Annotated in this window: 15 protein-coding genes and 1 pseudogene; 5 read left to right on the plus strand and 11 right to left on the minus strand. The window is 64.4% G+C overall.

Annotated features, from left to right (window positions below):
• Window positions 1–222: 222 nt before the first annotated feature.
• The 10 genes and pseudogenes from HY852_RS00630 to HY852_RS00675 all read right to left on the minus strand — a co-directional run bounded on the left by HY852_RS00630 (window position 223) and on the right by HY852_RS00675 (window position 10,708).
• On the minus strand, window positions 223–1,797 hold the full coding sequence (locus HY852_RS00630) for a Do family serine endopeptidase (RefSeq protein WP_291601660.1): 1,575 nt from the start codon (window positions 1,795–1,797) through the stop codon (window positions 223–225).
• 184 nt (window positions 1,798–1,981) lie between these two features.
• On the minus strand, window positions 1,982–2,476 hold the full coding sequence (locus HY852_RS00635) for a cytochrome c-type biogenesis protein (RefSeq protein WP_291601663.1): 495 nt from the start codon (window positions 2,474–2,476) through the stop codon (window positions 1,982–1,984).
• Between the two features lie 4 nt (window positions 2,477–2,480).
• On the minus strand, window positions 2,481–4,463 hold the full coding sequence (locus HY852_RS00640) for a heme lyase CcmF/NrfE family subunit (RefSeq protein ID WP_291601665.1): 1,983 nt from the start codon (window positions 4,461–4,463) through the stop codon (window positions 2,481–2,483).
• Window positions 4,464–4,519: 56 nt separating this feature from the next.
• Window positions 4,520–4,957: pseudogene (ccmE, locus tag HY852_RS00645) on the minus strand (cytochrome c maturation protein CcmE); the annotation flags it as partial.
• A gap of 22 nt (window positions 4,958–4,979) precedes the next feature.
• A complete protein-coding gene (gene ccmI / locus HY852_RS00650) occupies window positions 4,980–6,080 on the minus strand; it encodes a c-type cytochrome biogenesis protein CcmI (RefSeq protein ID WP_291601667.1) in 1,101 nt (366 codons plus the stop codon).
• A 129-nt stretch (window positions 6,081–6,209) separates the two neighbouring features.
• The gene (locus HY852_RS00655; RefSeq protein WP_291601669.1) at window positions 6,210–6,479 is read right to left on the minus strand and encodes a hypothetical protein; all 270 of its coding nucleotides are present in this window, start codon (window positions 6,477–6,479) and stop codon (window positions 6,210–6,212) included.
• 93 nt (window positions 6,480–6,572) lie between these two features.
• The gene (locus tag HY852_RS00660; RefSeq protein ID WP_291601670.1) at window positions 6,573–8,000 is read right to left on the minus strand and encodes a hypothetical protein; all 1,428 of its coding nucleotides are present in this window, start codon (window positions 7,998–8,000) and stop codon (window positions 6,573–6,575) included.
• Between the two features lie 108 nt (window positions 8,001–8,108).
• Complete coding sequence (locus HY852_RS00665; protein WP_291601671.1) at window positions 8,109–9,485, minus strand: sensor histidine kinase; 1,377 nt, start codon at window positions 9,483–9,485, stop codon at window positions 8,109–8,111.
• Window positions 9,486–9,579: 94 nt separating this feature from the next.
• A complete protein-coding gene (locus HY852_RS00670; RefSeq protein WP_291601672.1) occupies window positions 9,580–10,254 on the minus strand; it encodes a response regulator transcription factor in 675 nt (224 codons plus the stop codon).
• A gap of 298 nt (window positions 10,255–10,552) precedes the next feature.
• A complete protein-coding gene (locus HY852_RS00675; RefSeq protein ID WP_291601674.1) occupies window positions 10,553–10,708 on the minus strand; it encodes a hypothetical protein in 156 nt (51 codons plus the stop codon).
• Between the two features lie 212 nt (window positions 10,709–10,920).
• On the opposite strand from HY852_RS00675, the gene HY852_RS00680 reads away from it, so the two are divergent.
• Both HY852_RS00680 and HY852_RS00685 read left to right on the plus strand, forming a co-directional pair.
• The gene (locus HY852_RS00680; protein WP_291601675.1) at window positions 10,921–11,859 is read left to right on the plus strand and encodes a Ku protein; all 939 of its coding nucleotides are present in this window, start codon (window positions 10,921–10,923) and stop codon (window positions 11,857–11,859) included.
• Window positions 11,860–11,909: 50 nt separating this feature from the next.
• Window positions 11,910–12,146, plus strand: a complete 237-nt coding sequence (locus HY852_RS00685; RefSeq protein ID WP_291601677.1) for a hypothetical protein — start codon at window positions 11,910–11,912, stop codon at window positions 12,144–12,146.
• A gap of 95 nt (window positions 12,147–12,241) precedes the next feature.
• Here the strand turns inward: HY852_RS00685 and HY852_RS00690 are convergent, their stop codons facing one another.
• Window positions 12,242–12,406, minus strand: a complete 165-nt coding sequence (locus HY852_RS00690; protein ID WP_291601679.1) for a Flp family type IVb pilin — start codon at window positions 12,404–12,406, stop codon at window positions 12,242–12,244.
• 509 nt (window positions 12,407–12,915) lie between these two features.
• Here HY852_RS00690 and HY852_RS00695 point away from each other — a divergent pair.
• From HY852_RS00695 to HY852_RS00705, 3 genes are read left to right on the plus strand one after another with little or no spacing between them, the layout of a single operon-like run.
• On the plus strand, window positions 12,916–14,475 hold the full coding sequence (locus HY852_RS00695) for a thymidine phosphorylase family protein (RefSeq protein ID WP_291601681.1): 1,560 nt from the start codon (window positions 12,916–12,918) through the stop codon (window positions 14,473–14,475).
• On the plus strand, window positions 14,472–15,386 hold the full coding sequence (locus tag HY852_RS00700) for a ribose-phosphate pyrophosphokinase (RefSeq protein ID WP_291601684.1): 915 nt from the start codon (window positions 14,472–14,474) through the stop codon (window positions 15,384–15,386). The genes HY852_RS00695 and HY852_RS00700 overlap by 4 nt, the downstream gene beginning before the upstream one ends.
• A 2-nt stretch (window positions 15,387–15,388) precedes the next feature.
• Entirely contained in the window at window positions 15,389–16,981 is a 1,593-nt protein-coding gene (locus HY852_RS00705) for an MBL fold metallo-hydrolase (RefSeq protein WP_291601685.1), read from the plus strand.
• Window positions 16,982–17,442: the final 461 nt, after the last annotated feature.

Below are 17,442 nucleotides of genomic sequence, written 5' to 3' on the forward strand. Positions count from 1 at the left end.
TCGGACCGCACCTACATGCAAGCCGGGGCGGCATCCTCAAAGGTCAAGGTGAGAAAAAGCGGGCGGCGAGGCTGGGGGACCTCACCGCCCTTAGATCCTTCCGACGGAGGGGGGCGTATTCCACCGGAAGGTAGGCTAAGGGAGCGCGCGTTGCGCTGCTCCCAAGAAGGGGCCGCCAGCGGGGGCAACTGATTGCGGCGGCACCCTTCATCTCGTGAGCCCTCAGCCCTTTGCCAAGGGTAGTGCGACAAAACGTGACTGACCGCCGCTCTTCACACGCATCAGCACGGTGTTCTTGTTGTCGTTGCGGGCCGCGTTGATCGCGTCGCGCACATCGCCAGCCGAATTCACGATCTTGCCGGCAACCTCCAGAATGACGTCGCCTTCCTTGAAGCCGCGGTCGGCCGCGGCGCCCTTCGGATCGACTTCGGTGACGACGACGCCTTCCTTGCCTGCGCCGGCGACGCTGTTGGCCGGCGCTACGGTCAGCCCGAGCTTGGGCACGTCGGTGCCGCGGGTCGCACCACCGCGGTCGTTGCCTTTTCCGTTATCGGCCTTGGCTTCGAGCGTGTTGGGCAGCTGGCCCAGGGTCAGGTTGACAACCTTGTCCTGGCCCTTGTGCAACACGTTGAGCTTGACCGCCGCTCCAGGCGCCATGGCGCCGATGGTTCGGGCGAGTTCGCGAGCATCCTTGACCGGCTCGCCGTTGACGGCCGTGATCACGTCACCCGACTCGATCCCCGCCTTCGCCGCCGGACCGTTGGCCTGCGGCTCTGCAACGAGCGCGCCTTCGGCCTTCTTCAAGCCGAGGCTGTCCGCAATGTCGGGCGTCACCGGCTGAATCTGCACACCGATCCAGCCGCGGCTGACCGACCCCCTGTCCTTGAGCTGCGCGACCACGCTCTTCACGGTCGCAGCGGGAATGGAGAAGGCGATGCCGACGCTACCGCCCGACGGCGAATAGATTGCCGCGTTGACCCCGATAACGTCGCCTTCGATGTTGAAGGCCGGACCGCCGGAGTTACCCTTGTTCACGGGGGCGTCGATCTGGATGAAATCGTCATAGGGCCCATTGCCGATGTCGCGGCCCATGGCCGAGACGATGCCGGCGGTCACGGTCCCGCCGAGACCGAACGGATTACCGACCGCTAGCACCCAGTCGCCGATACGAGGCTTGCCGTCCGAAAGCTTGGCAAACGGGAAATTCGAGCCGCCCTCCACTTTGATCAGGGCGAGGTCCGTACGCTGGTCGGTGCCGATCACCTTGGCGGTATAGGTCTTGCCGTCGTCGGTGGTGACTTCGACCTTGTCGGCGCCATCCACCACGTGATTGTTGGTCACCGCGTAGCCATCCGGCGAAATGAAGAAGCCGGAGCCCTGCCCGGTAACGACACGTCCGCGGCCGCCGCGCATGCCCGGGACCCCGTCCGGACTGCCGAAACGACGGAAGAAGCGCTCCATCGGCGAACCGGGCTGGAACGGAGAAGCATCATCGTCGTCGTTGTTCGCGAGCTTCTCCTTGATGTTGATCTTGACCGAAATCACCGAAGGCTTAACCCGCTCCACGATGTCGGCAAAGCCGACCGGCCGTTCGACCTTACGCACCTCGGTGTTGACCTGCGCCTGCGCCGGGCTGGTGAAGACGTTCGAGGACGAGGTCGGCGGGCCGAAGCCGTAGGCCGCAACGCCCAAACCAGCGACCACCGAGGCCATCAACGCGAACCGGCGGACAGACAATAACGACCGACGTGGCTGGCGGAACGAAGGAAGGGTCGAGAAATGGGGGCGTTCGGTCATTCGGAGGTCTCCAGAGCCTTGGAAATGGGGGTGCTGCGGCTCGCACCGTTACGGCCCTGAAGATGGGTATCTCCGCCTTACCGCGCGCTGGCGGCGGGGTTAAACTTTCGTAATGAAAGGCGCTGCCGTATGCGGCAGTTTATCGCAGGCAAAAACTGTTAAACTACAGGAGCTTAGGTCCGAGTTACGGCTGCCCCTGCCGCTCGGGTTTACTGTCGGCGGACATCAGCGCCGCGAGCTTTGCCTCCTCTTCCGGCGTCAGGGACGCGGGCGCTTCACCGCCGTTCCGTGAACGGCGCCGCACCTGCAGCCACAGCGCAACGGCGCCACCCGCAAACGCGAGCGGCGTGAGCAGCCAGAGCAGCAGGGTCTGGCCCTCGAACCGTGGCCTCAACAACACGAACTCGCCGTAGCGCGCCACCAGGAAGTCGATCACCTGGGTGTCGCTGTCGCCCGCGGCGATGCGCTCGCGAACCAGAACTCGCAAGTCACGGGCGAGCGGCGCATCGGAATCGTCGATCGACTGGTTCTGGCAGACCATGCAGCGCAGTTCGCGTGACAAGACCCGCGCCCGCGCCTCCTTGGCAGGATCGGCCATGACTTCGTCGGGCTGCACCGCGTACGCTGCCGGCAATCCCGTCAGGGCGAGTGCAAACATGACGGCAAGGATCCGCTTCATCGTCTCACTCCGCCGCCTGCAATCCGCGCAGCGCCCGCGCCGGCTTCGGCGCGCCGACGCGCAACCTCCGGTCGGAAAGCGACAGCACACCGCCAAAGGCCATCAGCACCGGTCCCCACCAGATCAGGAGCACCAGCGGTTTGTGATAGATCCGCACGGTGATTGCGCCATCGTCGGCCATGTCGCCGAGCGAGATGTAGAGCTGGCTGGCGCCGCGGGTCAGAAGTGCAGCTTCGGTCGTGGACGAGCCGCGCGTCGAGAAGCTGCGCTTCGATGGCGTCATCGGGCGTAGCGGCTGGCCGTCAAGGCTGACATCGAACAAGGCGGTGAGTTCACGGTAGTTCGGCCCTTGCCGCTCCGTAAGACCTTCGAGCTTGAGCTCGTAACCGGCGACCTTCGCCACATCCTGCGGCTTGATCTTGCCAATGTATTCGCTGTTCCACGTGGTCTCGCACACGATCCCGATCAGAGCGACACCGATCCCGGCATGGGCGAATGCGGTGCCCCAGACCGAGCGCGGCAGGCCGCGTGCGCGCCGCACCGCGGTCGCAAACGGCACCCGGAACAGCGCCGAGCGTTCGGCCAGATCGCTCAAGGCGCCGACGATGACGAATACCGCGAGCGCGATCGCGAGCGGCGCCAGCGCGCTGCCGCCCCGCGCCCAGGCCCATGCCAGCGCGAGCGCGACAAGAGCGGCGCCGCCCGCGGCCAGTAGCCGCTGCGCCGCCCCGACGAGATCGCCGCGCTTCCAGGCCAGCATCGGTCCGAAGGGGACCGCGATCATCAGTGGCACGAACAGAGGCCCAAAGGTCAGGTTGAAGAACGGCGCGCCGACGGAAATCTTCTCGCCTGTCAGGACCTCCAGCCCGAGCGGGTAGAGTGTGCCGACGAAGACCGTCGCGCAGGCGGTGGTGAGGAAGAGGTTGTTTAGGACCAGCGCACCTTCGCGCGAGATCGGCGCGAACAGTCCGCCCTGCTTCAGCGAGGAGGCACGTGCCGCATACAGGACCAGGCTGCCGCCGATGAAGACGCACAGGATCATCAGAATGAACACGCCGCGGGTTGGATCGCTCGCAAAGGCATGCACCGAACTCAGCACGCCCGAGCGCACCAGGAAGGTGCCGAGCAGCGAGAGCGAGAAGGTCAGGATGGACAGCAGGATGGTCCAGACCTTCAGCGCATTGCGCTTCTCCATCACGAGCGCGGAATGCAGCAACGCAGTGCCGGCAAGCCAGGGCATCAGGGAGGCGTTCTCGACGGGATCCCAGAACCACCAGCCGCCCCAGCCGAGTTCGTAGTACGCCCAATACGAACCCATGGCGATGCCGAGGGTGAGGAATATCCACGCGACCAGCGTCCACGGTCGCACCCAGCGCGCCCAGGCGGCATCGATGCGGCCTTCGATCAGCGCCGCGATTGCAAAGGAGAAGGAAATCGAGAATCCGACATAGCCCAGATAGAGCATGGGCGGATGGACGGCGAGCCCGATATCCTGCAGGACCGGATTGAGATCGCGGCCCTCGATCGGCGGACTGGCAATCCGCAGGAACGGGTTCGAGGTCGCCAGGATGAAGAGATAGAACGCGCTGGCCACCCATGCCTGGACCGAGAGCACGTATGCCCGCAGTGACAGCGGCAGGTTATTGCCGACCGAAGCGAGCAGCCCGCCGAACAGCGCCAGGATCGCCACCCACAGCAGCATGGAGCCTTCATGATTGCCCCACACGCCGGTGATCTTGTAGATCAACGGCTTCATCGAGTGCGAATTCTCGTACACGTTAGCGACGGAAAAATCCGACGTGACATGCAGTGCGACGAGCGCAACAAAGGATGACGCCACAAAGAGCAACTGCGCCAGCGCGGCCGAACGGGCGACGTTCATCAGCGCAGCGTCCCGCAGCCGCGCACCGATCAGCGGAACGAATGACTGGATCAGCGCCAGCCCGAGCGCCAGCACCAGCGCGTAGTGTCCGGTTTCCGCAATCACCGCGTGGCTCCCTGCGATGCCGGCGATCCCCCCTCGGCCCTGGTGCCGGGCCCGGCGCCGTAGTCGTCCTTCCAGTGTCCCTGCTTCTTGAGCGCGTCCGCGACCTCTTTCGGCATGTACGTTTCATCATGCTTGGCGAGCACGGTGTCGGCCCTGAACACGCCGGTGGCATCGAGCGCACCTTCGGCGACGATGCCCTGCCCCTCGCGAAACAGGTCGGGAAGGATGCCCTTGTAGGCGACGGGCAGTTTCGCACCGCCATCGGCGACCTCGAAGCTGACCGCGAGGCTGTCACCGCGCTTGAGCGAGCCTGGTTGCACGAGCCCGCCCAGACGGAACCGCTTGCCGGGCTCGATGTGCTTCTCCGCGACCATGGTCGGTGTCGAAAAGAAGACGATGGAATCACGGAGTGCGTTGAGCACCAGCGCCGCGGCAAGCGCGAGCACCGCGAGCGAACCACCAATGATTGTCAACCGCCGCTGTTTGCGCGTCATGGGTAATCTCTTCTCACCACGTTCATCCGTCGAGCCCGAGATTCTTCAGGCCCTCATTCAGCTGGCGCAGCCGCTCTGCGTCGTTGGCAACTGCCTGGCGCGCATCGGTGAGCGCGTTCCTGGCCTTGTCGCGCTCGCCCATCACGATGTAGGCGCGCACGAGGCGCAGCCATCCATCGACGTCACTGCCGTTTTGCTTCAGGCGACTTGCGAGGCGCTCGACCATGCCGCGAACCATCGCGTCGCGATCGTCCTCTCCTATCTCTTTTGCCGCAGCCATGGTCTCGTCCGACAACGCCGGGGCCGCACCGCCGACCCTGGCTAGCGAGGCCTGCACCAACGTACGCCACGACGCGTCGGTCGGAGCTTTTGCCAGCAGCGTGCGCCAGATCGCGGCGGCATCAGCTGTTCGTCCGTCCTGCTCGGCCGCCAGCCCAAGGAAGTAGTTTGCTTTTGGATCATCGGCGTTCAGCGCCAATGCGCGGTCGAACTCCGACTTGGCCTCGCCGGTCACCACTCCGCCCGCCGCGGCGACAATGGCTTCGCCGAGATCAGCCCGGCGCTCGGCGTTCTCGCCATTGTAAGCGATTGAATTGCGATACGCTCGCACCGCCTCGCTATAGCGGCCCAATCTCTCCAATACCGGCGCAAGCACGTTCCAGCCGCGGCCGTCGGTCGGATTCTTCTCGAGGTGCTGTTCGACCTGCGCCACCAAATTCTCAAGCGGCTGCTTGACGTCTGGTGTCTTGGTACGCTCCGCGAGCGGAAAATCGCGAAGCTGCGGCGAACCGAGCGGGAAATAAACGGCCAGTGCGATCAGCGGCAACCCCACGAGCGCAAACGCCGCAACGGCCCGCCGCCACCACAAATTCGACCGCATGACCGGTGTCGGCTCGCTGCCCGCGCTCGCCAGCAGGCGGCGTCCGATCTCTACCCGTGCTGCCTCGGCTTCGGCGGCGGCGATCAATCCCGCGGCAAGGTCTCGCTCGATTTCGGCAAGCTGATCCTTGTAGACCGCGGTTTCGTTGCCCTCGGCTTGCGGCCGGTTATGACGGCCGAGCGGCCAGAGCACGGCGAAGATCGCCGCGACCGTCATCAGCGCGAACACAAACCATAATGTCATCAGGCGGGTTCCGGTGGCGCATAGGGCGCCAATGCGTCGCTTTACACCACGGCTGCCAAGGGCGGCAATTGACAATTATCAATCCGACCCGACCGGAAATTCGGGCCGAAGCGGAAGCAAAACAGCGACTTAGCCGATCTCGAAATCCGCGCTGCGCGCCGCGTCCTGGCCGTGTCCGTTCAAGACTCGGAGGAAATAGGTCCCTGGCTTGACCGTCGCCGGCAGCTTGATACGCAAAGTGCCGACCGGAATAGGCGAAACGATCGTAGTGATCGGATCCCGCAGTTGATTGCCGCTGGCTTTTTCGACCAGCACAATCTTCGCTTTCACCATCAACTTACGATAGGTCGCCGAAATCACACGGTTCTCAATTTCAACAAATCGAATGACGGGTTTCATGCGCCTGGAAATGGAAATGGCTTGGAATCGCGCGGCGGAACCTACGTTCGCCGGCAGAGGCGGTCAACCGTAAATTGCATGAACTATAATTCGCTACCCTCCACCGGCGCGCGACGGCTTGCGCTCGCCTTGTGAGGCGTTTTCCGCGGCCCTGCTCATCAGCGACGCGTACTCCTGGCCAAACAGGACTTCGCAGAACCGGATCGCGGCGGCTACCTGCATCTGGCGATAGACGCGAACCTTGGGGTCGGCGGCGCGCAGGGATTGCACCAGGGCTTCCATTGCCTTTTCGACGTATTGCTGCAGCTCGGAAAAAGTCCGCAACGTCACCTCGTTGATGGCGAGCTCGCTGGCATAGGTCCGGCATGTCGCCACGAAGTCAATCAATGCCGCGGTCTCCTCCACCTCGGAGCTGTTGACGTGCGCGCCGGGCGGAATGTCCTTCTCGGCACGCTGGCGAAGGATGCGGCGAACCCGGCCGGGCACGGTCTCGATCTCCGACTGCAGCGCATTGGAAATCTCGGCGCGGATGGCCGTCAGTTGCTTGCCCCAGTTCGATTCGCTGCGGAAATCGAGCTCGGTGCGCAAACCGCGCACGCCGTCGTGAAGCGATTTCAGGTGCTCCGCGACATTCTCGAAGTGCCCGCGCTTGATGTCCATGCGCAGCTTCGTGGCGAGGCAGGACAGATCGTGCAGCGCGATCGTGATCGCAACCCCATAAGGCGTCGCTGCAACCCGGATCTCGTCATCCGAAGCCGCCATCTTGACCGCCAGCCTGATGATCTGCCAGGGCGCAGCCATCCGCCGGATGATCAGCGACAGCGCGAACGGCAGCATCTTCGGCGTCTGCAATGACGGAACGTTCATGGCGGTGCTGACCGCGGCGATCTGGGAATCGCCAAACGTGCGCATGAAGGCGGGCAGTCGACTAGTGAGCCCGTCCAGCGCATCACGACCCTCGAGGATCGTGCCGATCGAGGTAAGATCCTCGATCACTTCGGGAGGTCCTACCCGCGCCAGTGCCCGCTGCCTGTCAACGCCGGGTGCCGGCGAGTTAAGCACGTGGACGGCGTCGGCCGCGGCGCGCTGCAGCTTGCGCACCACAGGGTCAACGTGGTGCACGCTCTCCCCCTCCGCCAGCGCGGCCAGCGCGCTGTCGAGTTCGCGCACCTGCTCCGGCGCGCCAGTGCGCTCCAGCCACTGCCAGATGGGTTGCAGCGACGCGCGGCGAATTTGGCCGATCCGCGCCGGACTGTTGCCGTCGATCAGGAACGGCTCCAACATCTCGTAGAATAGCCGTCGACCCGGGTTGGCGGTTCGTGGCTCCTGCTGGACTTCCGGCTGCTGCCGCTTGGCTCCGTCACGCGCGATGCCGCGCAACTGCTCGAGCACAAGGGTTGCGACGGCCACGTCCTGGCCACGCTCGATGGCGCGCTCGAACTCCCGCATTAACAGCGCCTGTGACTGCGGAGGGAGTTGCGCGAGATAATCCCTCAGCCGCTCGATTTGTGTATGGCTCATGCGCCCGGATATGCACGGTGGTATCGCACGGACGGCAGCAGGATGCGTCCACCCCGAATTATAGATGCGTCCGCGTTAAGAAGTCGTTTAGGAATACCGCGCGCGCCTTCACAGGCCCGGGAGTGCGAGTTCCGCCCGCAAGCCTCCGATGGGTGCGGTAGCGAGGGTAAGACTGCCACCATACAGCGCGGCGAGATCGACCACGATCGACAGTCCCAGCCCCGAGCCCGGCTTGGTTTCGTCCAGCCGCTGGCCGCGGCGCGACACCTGCGCGCGCTCCGCGGCCGAAAGTCCCCGCCCGTCGTCGTCAACGATGATCCGCACCCTCGGGCCGTCACCCGGCAGGGCGGGCGGCTCGAGGAGCGCCTCGACCGAGACGCGCGAGGCCGCCCATTTGCAGGCGTTGTCGACGAGATTGCCGACCATTTCCTCCAAATCCTGTCGCTCGCCGCGAAACTTCGCTGCCTGGTCGGCCTTGACCTCTATGACGACGTCCCGGTCCCGATGAATCTTCTCCATGGTCCGCCGCAACGCTTCGAGCGTGGGCGCGACCTCGGTCACCGTGGCGACGATGCTCACCCTCGCCGCGATCCGCGCCCGCTCAAGGTGGTGAGTGACCTGATCACGCATGACGTTGGCCTGTTCCAGCACCTTGGCAGCGAACGGGTCGGCGCCGTGCGCGGACGCCTCGTTGACGATCACCGAGAGCGGGGTCTTGACGGCGTGGGCAAGATTGCCGACGTGGGTGCGCGCGCGCTCGACAATCTCGCGGTTGGCGTCGATCAGCGCATTGGTCTCGCGCGCCAGCGGTGCGATCTCGACCGGGAACTCGCCTTCGAGCCGCTCGGCGCGGCCGGACCGAACGTCGGCGATCGACTCGGAGATGCGCTTCAAGGGCGCAAGGCCGAAACGAACCTGAAAGATCGTGGTGAGCAACAGCACGATGCCGAGCGCGGTGAAGGTGCCGCCAAGATAAAGATCGAAGCTGCGCGTCTCGTCGAAGATCTCGGTGGCATCGCCCGCCACGGAGACCCGATACCTGCCATCAGCTCCGAGATCGACCGGCCGCTCCACCACGCGCAAGGTCTGGCCCTCGGGGCCATCGACGTAGCCGAGGCGGATGCCGGCGGCGGTTAGTTCCGCGCCCTGCTCCTCCAGCTTCGGCAGCTTCTTGTCCCACAGGGAGCGCGAGGCACGCACTTCGGGCTTCTCGGAATCGATGCGCGTGATCTGCCAATACCAGCCCGATAGCGGCAGTTCGAACAAGGGCTCGCCCAGCGACTGGAACTGATGCTCGGACGGTTCGTCGGGCGTGGCAACCTCGGCGATCAGGGTGCGCAGATAGAGGTTGAGGCGCCGGTCGAAAGCGCGTTCGGTAGCGCTGGTATAAACCGACGACAGGACGACTCCGGTGATGGCCAAAATCACCACCAGCCAGGCGGTCGCCGACAGGAACAGCCTGGTCGCAAGCGAGCTAGCGCGCATCACGGCTGGTCCCGAAAAGCGGCTGGGCTTGCCGTCGCAGAGAATGGTCCGGACATGGTCATGCCCGACCAAGAGACCTGTCCTTTTGGTCCGGTCAAGTGCCTGACGATGTCGGCGGGGTCAGGAGATAACCAAGTCCGCGGACAGTCTGGATGATGTCGACGTCCAGCTTCTTGCGGATGCGGCCGACGAACACCTCGATGGTATTGGAGTCGCGGTCGAAATCCTGATCATAGAGGTGCTCGACGAGTTCGGTGCGCGAGACCACGCGACCAGCGTGATGCATCAGGTACTGCAGCAGGCGAAATTCGTGCGAGGTCATCTTCACCGGGTTGCCGGAGACGCTGACGCGACCGGTCCTGGTGTCCAGGGTGACCGGACCGCAGGTCAATTCGCTCTGGGCGTGTCCGGCGGAGCGGCGAAGCAGGGCGCGGATTCGGGCCAAAACCTCTTCAAGGTGAAAGGGCTTCGCCACGTAGTCGTCCGCGCCGGCGTCGATGCCCTGCACCTTGTCGCTCCAGCGGTCCCGTGCTGTGAGGATCAAGACCGGCATCGAGCGCCCGTTGCGCCGCCATGACTCCAGGACCGAAATCCCATCCATCTTGGGCAGACCGATATCGAGCACCACTGCGTCGTAAGGTTCAGTGTCCCCGAGATAGTGCCCCTCCTCGCCGTCGAAGGCACGGTCGACGACATAGCCGGCATCGTTCAAGGCCGTAGCAAGCTGACGGTTGAGATCCGGATCGTCCTCAACAACGAGCAGGCGCACGCTAGTCTCCAAAGGCTGGGCTGCACGACATCGTGCAGCCAAGATGATCCCCGCCGGCGTGAACCGATTATGAACGAAGGAACCCGAGAGGTTACTTTTTCGTCATGAAACGCTGCGCCGCCGCGCTCCACGCGGGGGCACGGGATCGCACATTATCATAGCTGGTGCGGGTGCTGCTTTGTACCAGGTCAGCGGCGCTTATCCGCATCCATCGGGTTGCAAAGCGAAATGGGAGGCGGCCGAACATTGCCTGGAACAATCCCGGCCGGTTCACCCTCCGATGTAATTGCCGAGAAGGTCAGGTCCGGAAGAACACAAACCAGACGACAGCCAGAACCAGGACGGCCAATCCGAGCGAGACGGCAAGCAGTGCGGCCACCGAAGGCCCGGGCTCGGCCTGGCGAGCCTCGTTCGGGGTCTCGACGATCTGATCTCGCTCGCGGGTGCTTGCCATTGGAGGCCTCAATCGTGGTGTCGTACCGACGGGCACGGGTGCTTGCGGACTCAGCATTTGGTCAGGCAACGCCCGATTTCGCGCGATGTTCCGGCATTTCCGGCCTGGCAAGCCGGTTAACGTCCCTCGGAGATTGCCCGGGGCGCTCGCTATCATTCGGGGTATCCAGGTGTTATCATTTTGAGTTGTCCCTGTTGCGTCTGGAGTACCTCATGGCCCCCCGCGCCAACTGGAAGGGTTTTCTGCGCCTCTCGCTCGTGACCTGCCCGGTCGCGCTCTTTCCGGCAACGTCGGATACCGAGAAGGTCAGCTTCAATCAGATCAACCGCAAAACCGGCCATCGCATCAAATACCTGAAGGTCGATGCTGAGACTGGGGATGAAGTCGCCTCCGAAGATATCGTGAAGGGCTACAAGGTCGACACCGACACCTATATCGAGGTGACCAGGGACGAGCTTGAGGACATCGCCCTGGAATCGACCCACACGATCGAGATCGATGAGTTCGTGCCGAAGGCCGACATCGACAACCGCTACCTGATCCGGCCCTATTATCTCGTTCCGGACGGCAAGGTCGGCCATGACGCCTATGCGGTGATCCGCGAAACCATCCGCACCATGAACAAGGTGGCGATCGGCCGCGTGGTGCTGACCAACCGCGAGCACATCGTGACGCTGGAGCCGTTGGGCAAGGGCTTGATGGGCACGCTGCTGCGCTATCCCTACGAGGTGCGCGGCGAGCAGGAATATTTCGACGACATCCAGGACGTGAAGCTCACCAACGACATGCTGGAGCTCGCCAGGCACATCGTCGAGAAGAAATCCGGATCGTTCGAGCCGGAACAGTTCGAGGATCACTACGAAGCCGCGCTCATCGATCTCATCAACAAGAAGCGCAGCGGCGTGCCGGTGGCGGCGAAGGCTGCACCGAAATCCGGCGGCAACGTCATCAATCTGATGGATGCGCTCAAGAAGAGCCTCGCCACCGAAAAGGATGCCACCCCCGCCGCCAAGCCAAAAGGCAAGAAGCCGCGCAAGCGCGCCGAGGGCCAGCGCGAAATGCTGCTGCCGATCACGGGCAAGCGCAAGGAAGAGCAGAAGAAGGCCGAGAAGCCGGTGCGAACGCCGTCGCGCGCGAAGAAGGCCGGATAAGCGAGCCCGGGCCAGCTTCGTGACCGCATCCGAGCCGCGCCCGGCCTGAAATGCCCTGGTCGACGCCATTCGATGACCCGATCACGCTGAGTGGCGGCCGCAGGCTCCGCACCTTGCAGGAGGCCGCCGACTACATCATGCAACTGCCGCAGGACGAGCAGCGCGAGGTGCGCTGGCAGATCGCCGTCGAGAACCTGATCAACGCGGCCGAGATCGGCGGCGGATGGCTGATGTTCGCCCGCATCGGGATGATGCGCGCCCTGAACGGGACAGGTCGGCGCCAATAGCAGGCTTCTCGCCTGCCTCATTCAGACGCGGGGCTAGAGTGCTGGAGGAGCAGGATCTTTTCGAATAGCCCGGGCCAGGTTTCCGGGCGGCAGCTCTATTGCAGCGAGGAGCTTACGGAGGCGAACTTCCCGTTCAAGGCGGTGCCGATGCCGTTGACGGCCGCCACGATCACGATGCTGAGTCCGACCGCGATAAGGCAGTACTCGATGGCAGTCGCGCCCGATTGATCGGCCAGAAAATTCGCCATCAGCCGCCGCATGCAAACGCTCCTGTCAATTCCCTCCCCGATTGTTTCGCGGCCCCGGCTCGAATGCAATCCGCAGCGCGATTGGCGGGCCACCCCGTTCGCCAACACCCTCAACAATTTGTTAACGTCAAGGGGTGCGGCGATGTGCAGCACCATCCAGTAAGCTGTTCGGTAGTCATACGGACTAGAAGATCATGCCTCCGCCTCGCATGCTCAACTAATGGTGGAGTGAACGCATGCATGCTACGCGACAGCAAGAGCCTAAACGGAACTACATCGGGATCGTCGCCGATGCGCCCGACGAACCGCGAATCGTCGGGTCGACAGCATCTCCCGGCGCCGGCATATTGGACTATGTCTTCACCCGCCTGCGCGCGGCGCTGACGAGCGGGAAAAGGTCGAGCTAGGTCCCGCCGCCCCTGCGGGTCGGCGGCTTCCCCCGGCTCCCCGGTATGATTTGGGTCAAGCGGGTTCGAGCGGGAGGGACTAATCATCGAGTTCCCTCTGTTGCCGGCCAAGCAATGAACCCGACCGATCCACCCCGTCCCCAACTGAAAATACGACGCGTCCATCTCGACACCGGACGCGAGAACGTCGTGATCATTTCCCGACAATCGCGGGCCCTGCGCCCCGAGATCTTCCGGGGCTTCAGCCGGGTCGAACTGCGCCGGGGCTCGAAGGCACTGCTGGCGACGCTGATCATCACCGATGACGATACGCTGGCCGCGCATGACGAGATCGGCCTGTCCGAACCCGCATTCCGTCGCTTCGCCGAACCGGTCGGCAGCCTGGTGACCGTCACGCCGGCCACGCCGCCGGAAAGCCTGGAATCGGTGCGCGCCAAGATCCGCGGGCGGACGCTGAGCGGCCCCGAGATCGGCGCGATCATCAACGACCTTGCGCACTATCGCTACTCCGACATGGAGATAGCAGCCTTCCTGATCGGCTCCGCGAGCTTCATCACCAGCGACGAACTGCTGGCACTCACGGGCGCGATGGCGAGCGCGGGAACGCAACTGGCATGGCCGGATCCGATCGTCGTCGACAAGCACTGCATCGGCGGCATCCCGGGCAATCGCACGTCGATGGTCGTGGTGCCGATCGTGGCGGCGCACGGCTTGCCGATCCCGAAGACATCTTCGCGCGCGATCACCTCGCCGGCCGGCACCGCCGACACGATGGAGGTCCTGGCGCGCGTTAATGTCGGCGTCGAGGAGATGAAGACGATCGTCGCGGCCTGCAAAGGCTGCCTGATCTGGGGCGGGCACGTGAACCTGTCGCCCGCCGACGACATCCTGATCTCCGTCGAGCGGCCGCTCAGCCTCGATACCCGCGAGCAGATGGTCGCCTCCATTATGTCCAAGAAGATCGCCGCGGGTTCGACCAACCTCTTGATCGACATTCCGGTCGGCCCGACCTCCAAGGTCACCAGCGCCACCGAGGCGATGCGGCTGCGCAAGCTGTTCGAGTTCGTCGGCGATCGATTTGGACGAGCGGTCGAGGTGATCACGACCGACGGCCGCCAGCCGATCGGCAACGGCATCGGACCGGTCCTCGAGGCCAACGACGTCATGGCTGTTCTTTCCAACGATCCCGACGCGCCGCGGGATTTGCGCGAGAAGTCGCTGCGGCTTGCCGCCCATCTGTTGGAATACGATCCGCAATTGCGCGGCGGCACCGGCTACAACCGGGCCCGCGAACTGCTCGACAACGGCGCCGCACTGAAGCAGATGCAGAAGATCATCGACGCCCAGGGTCCGTCGAAATGCAGCACGCAGCTGGGTAGTCTGACCTTCGATGTAAAGGCGCCAAGGGACGGCATCGTTTCCGGCATCGACTGCCTGCGCCTGAACCGGCTCGCCCGCACCGCCGGAGCGCCGCTGGACAAAGGCGCCGGCGTCAGACTGTTCAAGAAGATCGGCGACCGCGTCGACCAGGGCGAGCCGCTGTACCGCGTTTATGCCTTCGACCAGCCCGAGCACGATCTTGCCAGGAACGCAGCCGCGGCTGACGGCGGCTACGCGATCAATGGCCAGGAATCCAATGGCCAGCAATCCCGTCCAGGCCGGGCGGAGCCGTGAGCAAGGTCGGCGTGCAAGGCCTGCCGTCATGCGCCGACCCGGCAAGGCGCCTGGCAACGCGGCTCGGCGTCCCCTTCCACGAGATCGCGCTGCATCGTTTTCCCGACGGCGAACTGCGGGTCACCGTCGGCCCCGCGACGGCCACGACGATCCTTTACGCTTCGCTCGATCATCCCAACGACAAGCTGATCGCCCTCCTGTTCGCCGCGGAGGCGCTGCGGCGCGGTGGCGCGACGCGCCTCGTGCTGCTCGCGCCTTACATGTGCTACATGCGCCAGGACACGGCCTTCCATGACGGCGAAGCCATCAGCCAACGCGTCGTTGGCCGACTGCTCGCGGCAACCGTGGAGCGCGTCATCACCGTCGACGCTCACCTGCACCGTACCCCCGACATTGCCGCGGTCTTTCCCGGCGTCGAAGCCGAAAACCTCTCGGCCATGCCGGCTATCGCGAGCGCGCTCGCAGCATCCGGCATCGATCCCGCCACGGTGGTGATCGGTCCGGACGCAGAATCCCTGCCCTGGGTCAGCGATCTCGCCGGCCGGCTCGGACTGACATACGCGGTGGGAGCGAAGAAGCGCCGCGGCGATCGCTCGGTCGAGATCGAGTTTGCCGATGCGGGCCTGATCGAGGGCCGGCCGGCGCTCCTGATCGACGACATCGTTTCTTCCGGTGGAACGCTGATCGCCGGCGCAAAGGCCCTGCGGGATGCCGGCGCCAGGTGCGTCGACGCCATCGTGACCCATGCGTTGTTTCCGCCCGGGATGATGGCGACGTTCGCACCGGCCGGCATCCGCTCCGTTCGCTCGACGAACAGCGTGGCGCATCCGACCAATGCGATTCCGCTCGACGAGCTTTTCGCGGCCGCATTGCGTCGCGAGTTCGACCAGTCCAATTTCGTGGAGATGTAGAGATGAGCGTGACCGTTCGATTCTGCGGCGCTGCGCGCACGGTGACCGGCTCGTGCTATCTGTTCCAGACGAGGTCCGGACGCTTCCTGGTCGACTGCGGCCTGTTCCAGGGCCAGAAGACGCTCAAGCAGCTCAACTACGGCGCCTTCCCGTTCCGTCCCGCCGACATCGACGCGGTGCTGTTGACCCACGCCCACATCGACCACTCTGGGCTGTTGCCGAAGCTCGTTCGCGGGGGATTCGAGGGCAGGATCCTGGCGACGCGCGGAACGATCGATCTGTGCTCCTACATGCTGCCCGACGCCGGCAACATCCAGGAGTCCGAAGTCGCGGCGCTCAACCGTCGCAACGCGGCGCGGGGCCGCAACGAAGTCACGCCGATCTACACCCAGGCCGATGCCATCGCTTCCCTCAATTCCTTTCAGCCGGTGGAATACGAGAGCTGGACCAGCGTCATCCCGGGTGTCCGCGCGCGCTACTGGAACGCCGGCCACCTGCTCGGCTCGGCGTCGATCGAGGTCGAGATCGAGTCCGGAACGCAGCGTCCGTTGCGCCTCTTGCTCTCCGGCGACATCGGACCCGAGGCAAAACTGCTCCAGCCCGACCCGCAGGCACCGGCCAGCTTCGACTATGTATTCTCTGAAGCGACCTATGGTGACCGCACACGCGCGATGACGACGCCGGAACAGCGGCGCCAGGATCTGGCCACCGAGGTTCGCGACGCGGCTCTTGGCAAGGGCGCCCTGCTCATCCCGGCCTTCGCGGTCGAGCGCACCCAGGAGCTGATCGTCGATCTCGTCGATCTCATGGAGCGCGGCGCGATTCCCGTCGCGCCGATCTTCCTGGATTCGCCGCTTGCCATCCACGCGACGGAGGTCTTTCGCGAGCACGCATCGAGCCTCGATCCCGAGGTCGACGTCAGCCGGCTGCTCAATTCGAAACACCTGAAATTCACCGAGACGGTCGACGAGAGCAAATCGATCGCAAGACTGACCGGATTTCACGTCATCATCGCCGCGAGCGGCATGTGCGATGCCGGGCGCATCCGCCATCACCTGAAGCGCTGGCTGTGGAACGAGCACGCCACCGTCCTGCTGACCGGCTTCCAGGCGAACGGCACGCTCGGCCGCTTCCTCCAGGACGGCGCGAAGGCGGTGCGGATCCAGGGCGAGGAAGTCAAGGTCGCCGCGCGCATCCGCATGATCGATGACTACTCCGGCCATGCCGATGGCGCCGGCCTTGCAAGCTGGATCGCCGCCCGGCGGCCGATCGAACGGGGTCTCTTCCTGGCGCATGGCGAAGAGGCAGCCATTGCCGGCCTCGCGGACCGTGTGGCCGAACGCATCATTCCCGCGGCGAAGATCTTCCAGCCGATCCTCGACGATATCTACGAATTGTCGACCGCGGCGCCCACGCTTCTCGACGTCGAGCGCCGGCGCCGGCTTGCACCGGAAGCCGTCACGCGGCTCGACTGGCACAACGAGATGTCGGAGCTCGTGCTCGACATCAACGACGCCATCGCGGCCGCAGCCGACGACCGCGCCCGCGGCGTCATCATCCGCCGCCTGCGAAGGGCGCTGCAGGAGGTCAAGTAGCGCACGCCCGGCAGCCGATGATGTGTCGCGCGCTCGCTTCAACAACGTCATTGCGAGAAGCGACAGCGACGAAACAATCCAGACTTTCTCCGCCGATGCGGTCTGGATTGCTTCGCTTCGCTCGCAATGACTGCGGTGGCAGTTTCTCATCCTGAGGAGCCGCGCTTGCGCGGCGTCTCGAAGGATGAAGGCCCCGCTGCATGTGCGTGACCTTGTGACGACAGCCGGGCATCGGCCTTCGAGACACGCGCCGATGGCGCGCTCCTCAGGCTGAGGGTGATGTGTTGTCACTCGCGGCAACATCCGATTCGATTTTCAAACAGCCGAGAGGATGCCAGTCCGAATCTACGCGCTCCTGCATTCGCACCGTCATTGCGAGCGAAGCGAAGCAATCCAGCGCACGTCCGCGGAAATAGTCTGGATTGCTTCGTCGCTGTCGCTCCTCGCAATGACGCGATTGC

It is taken from the genome of Bradyrhizobium sp. (assembly GCF_016213215.1).
Taxonomy (GTDB): domain Bacteria; phylum Pseudomonadota; class Alphaproteobacteria; order Rhizobiales; family Xanthobacteraceae; genus Bradyrhizobium.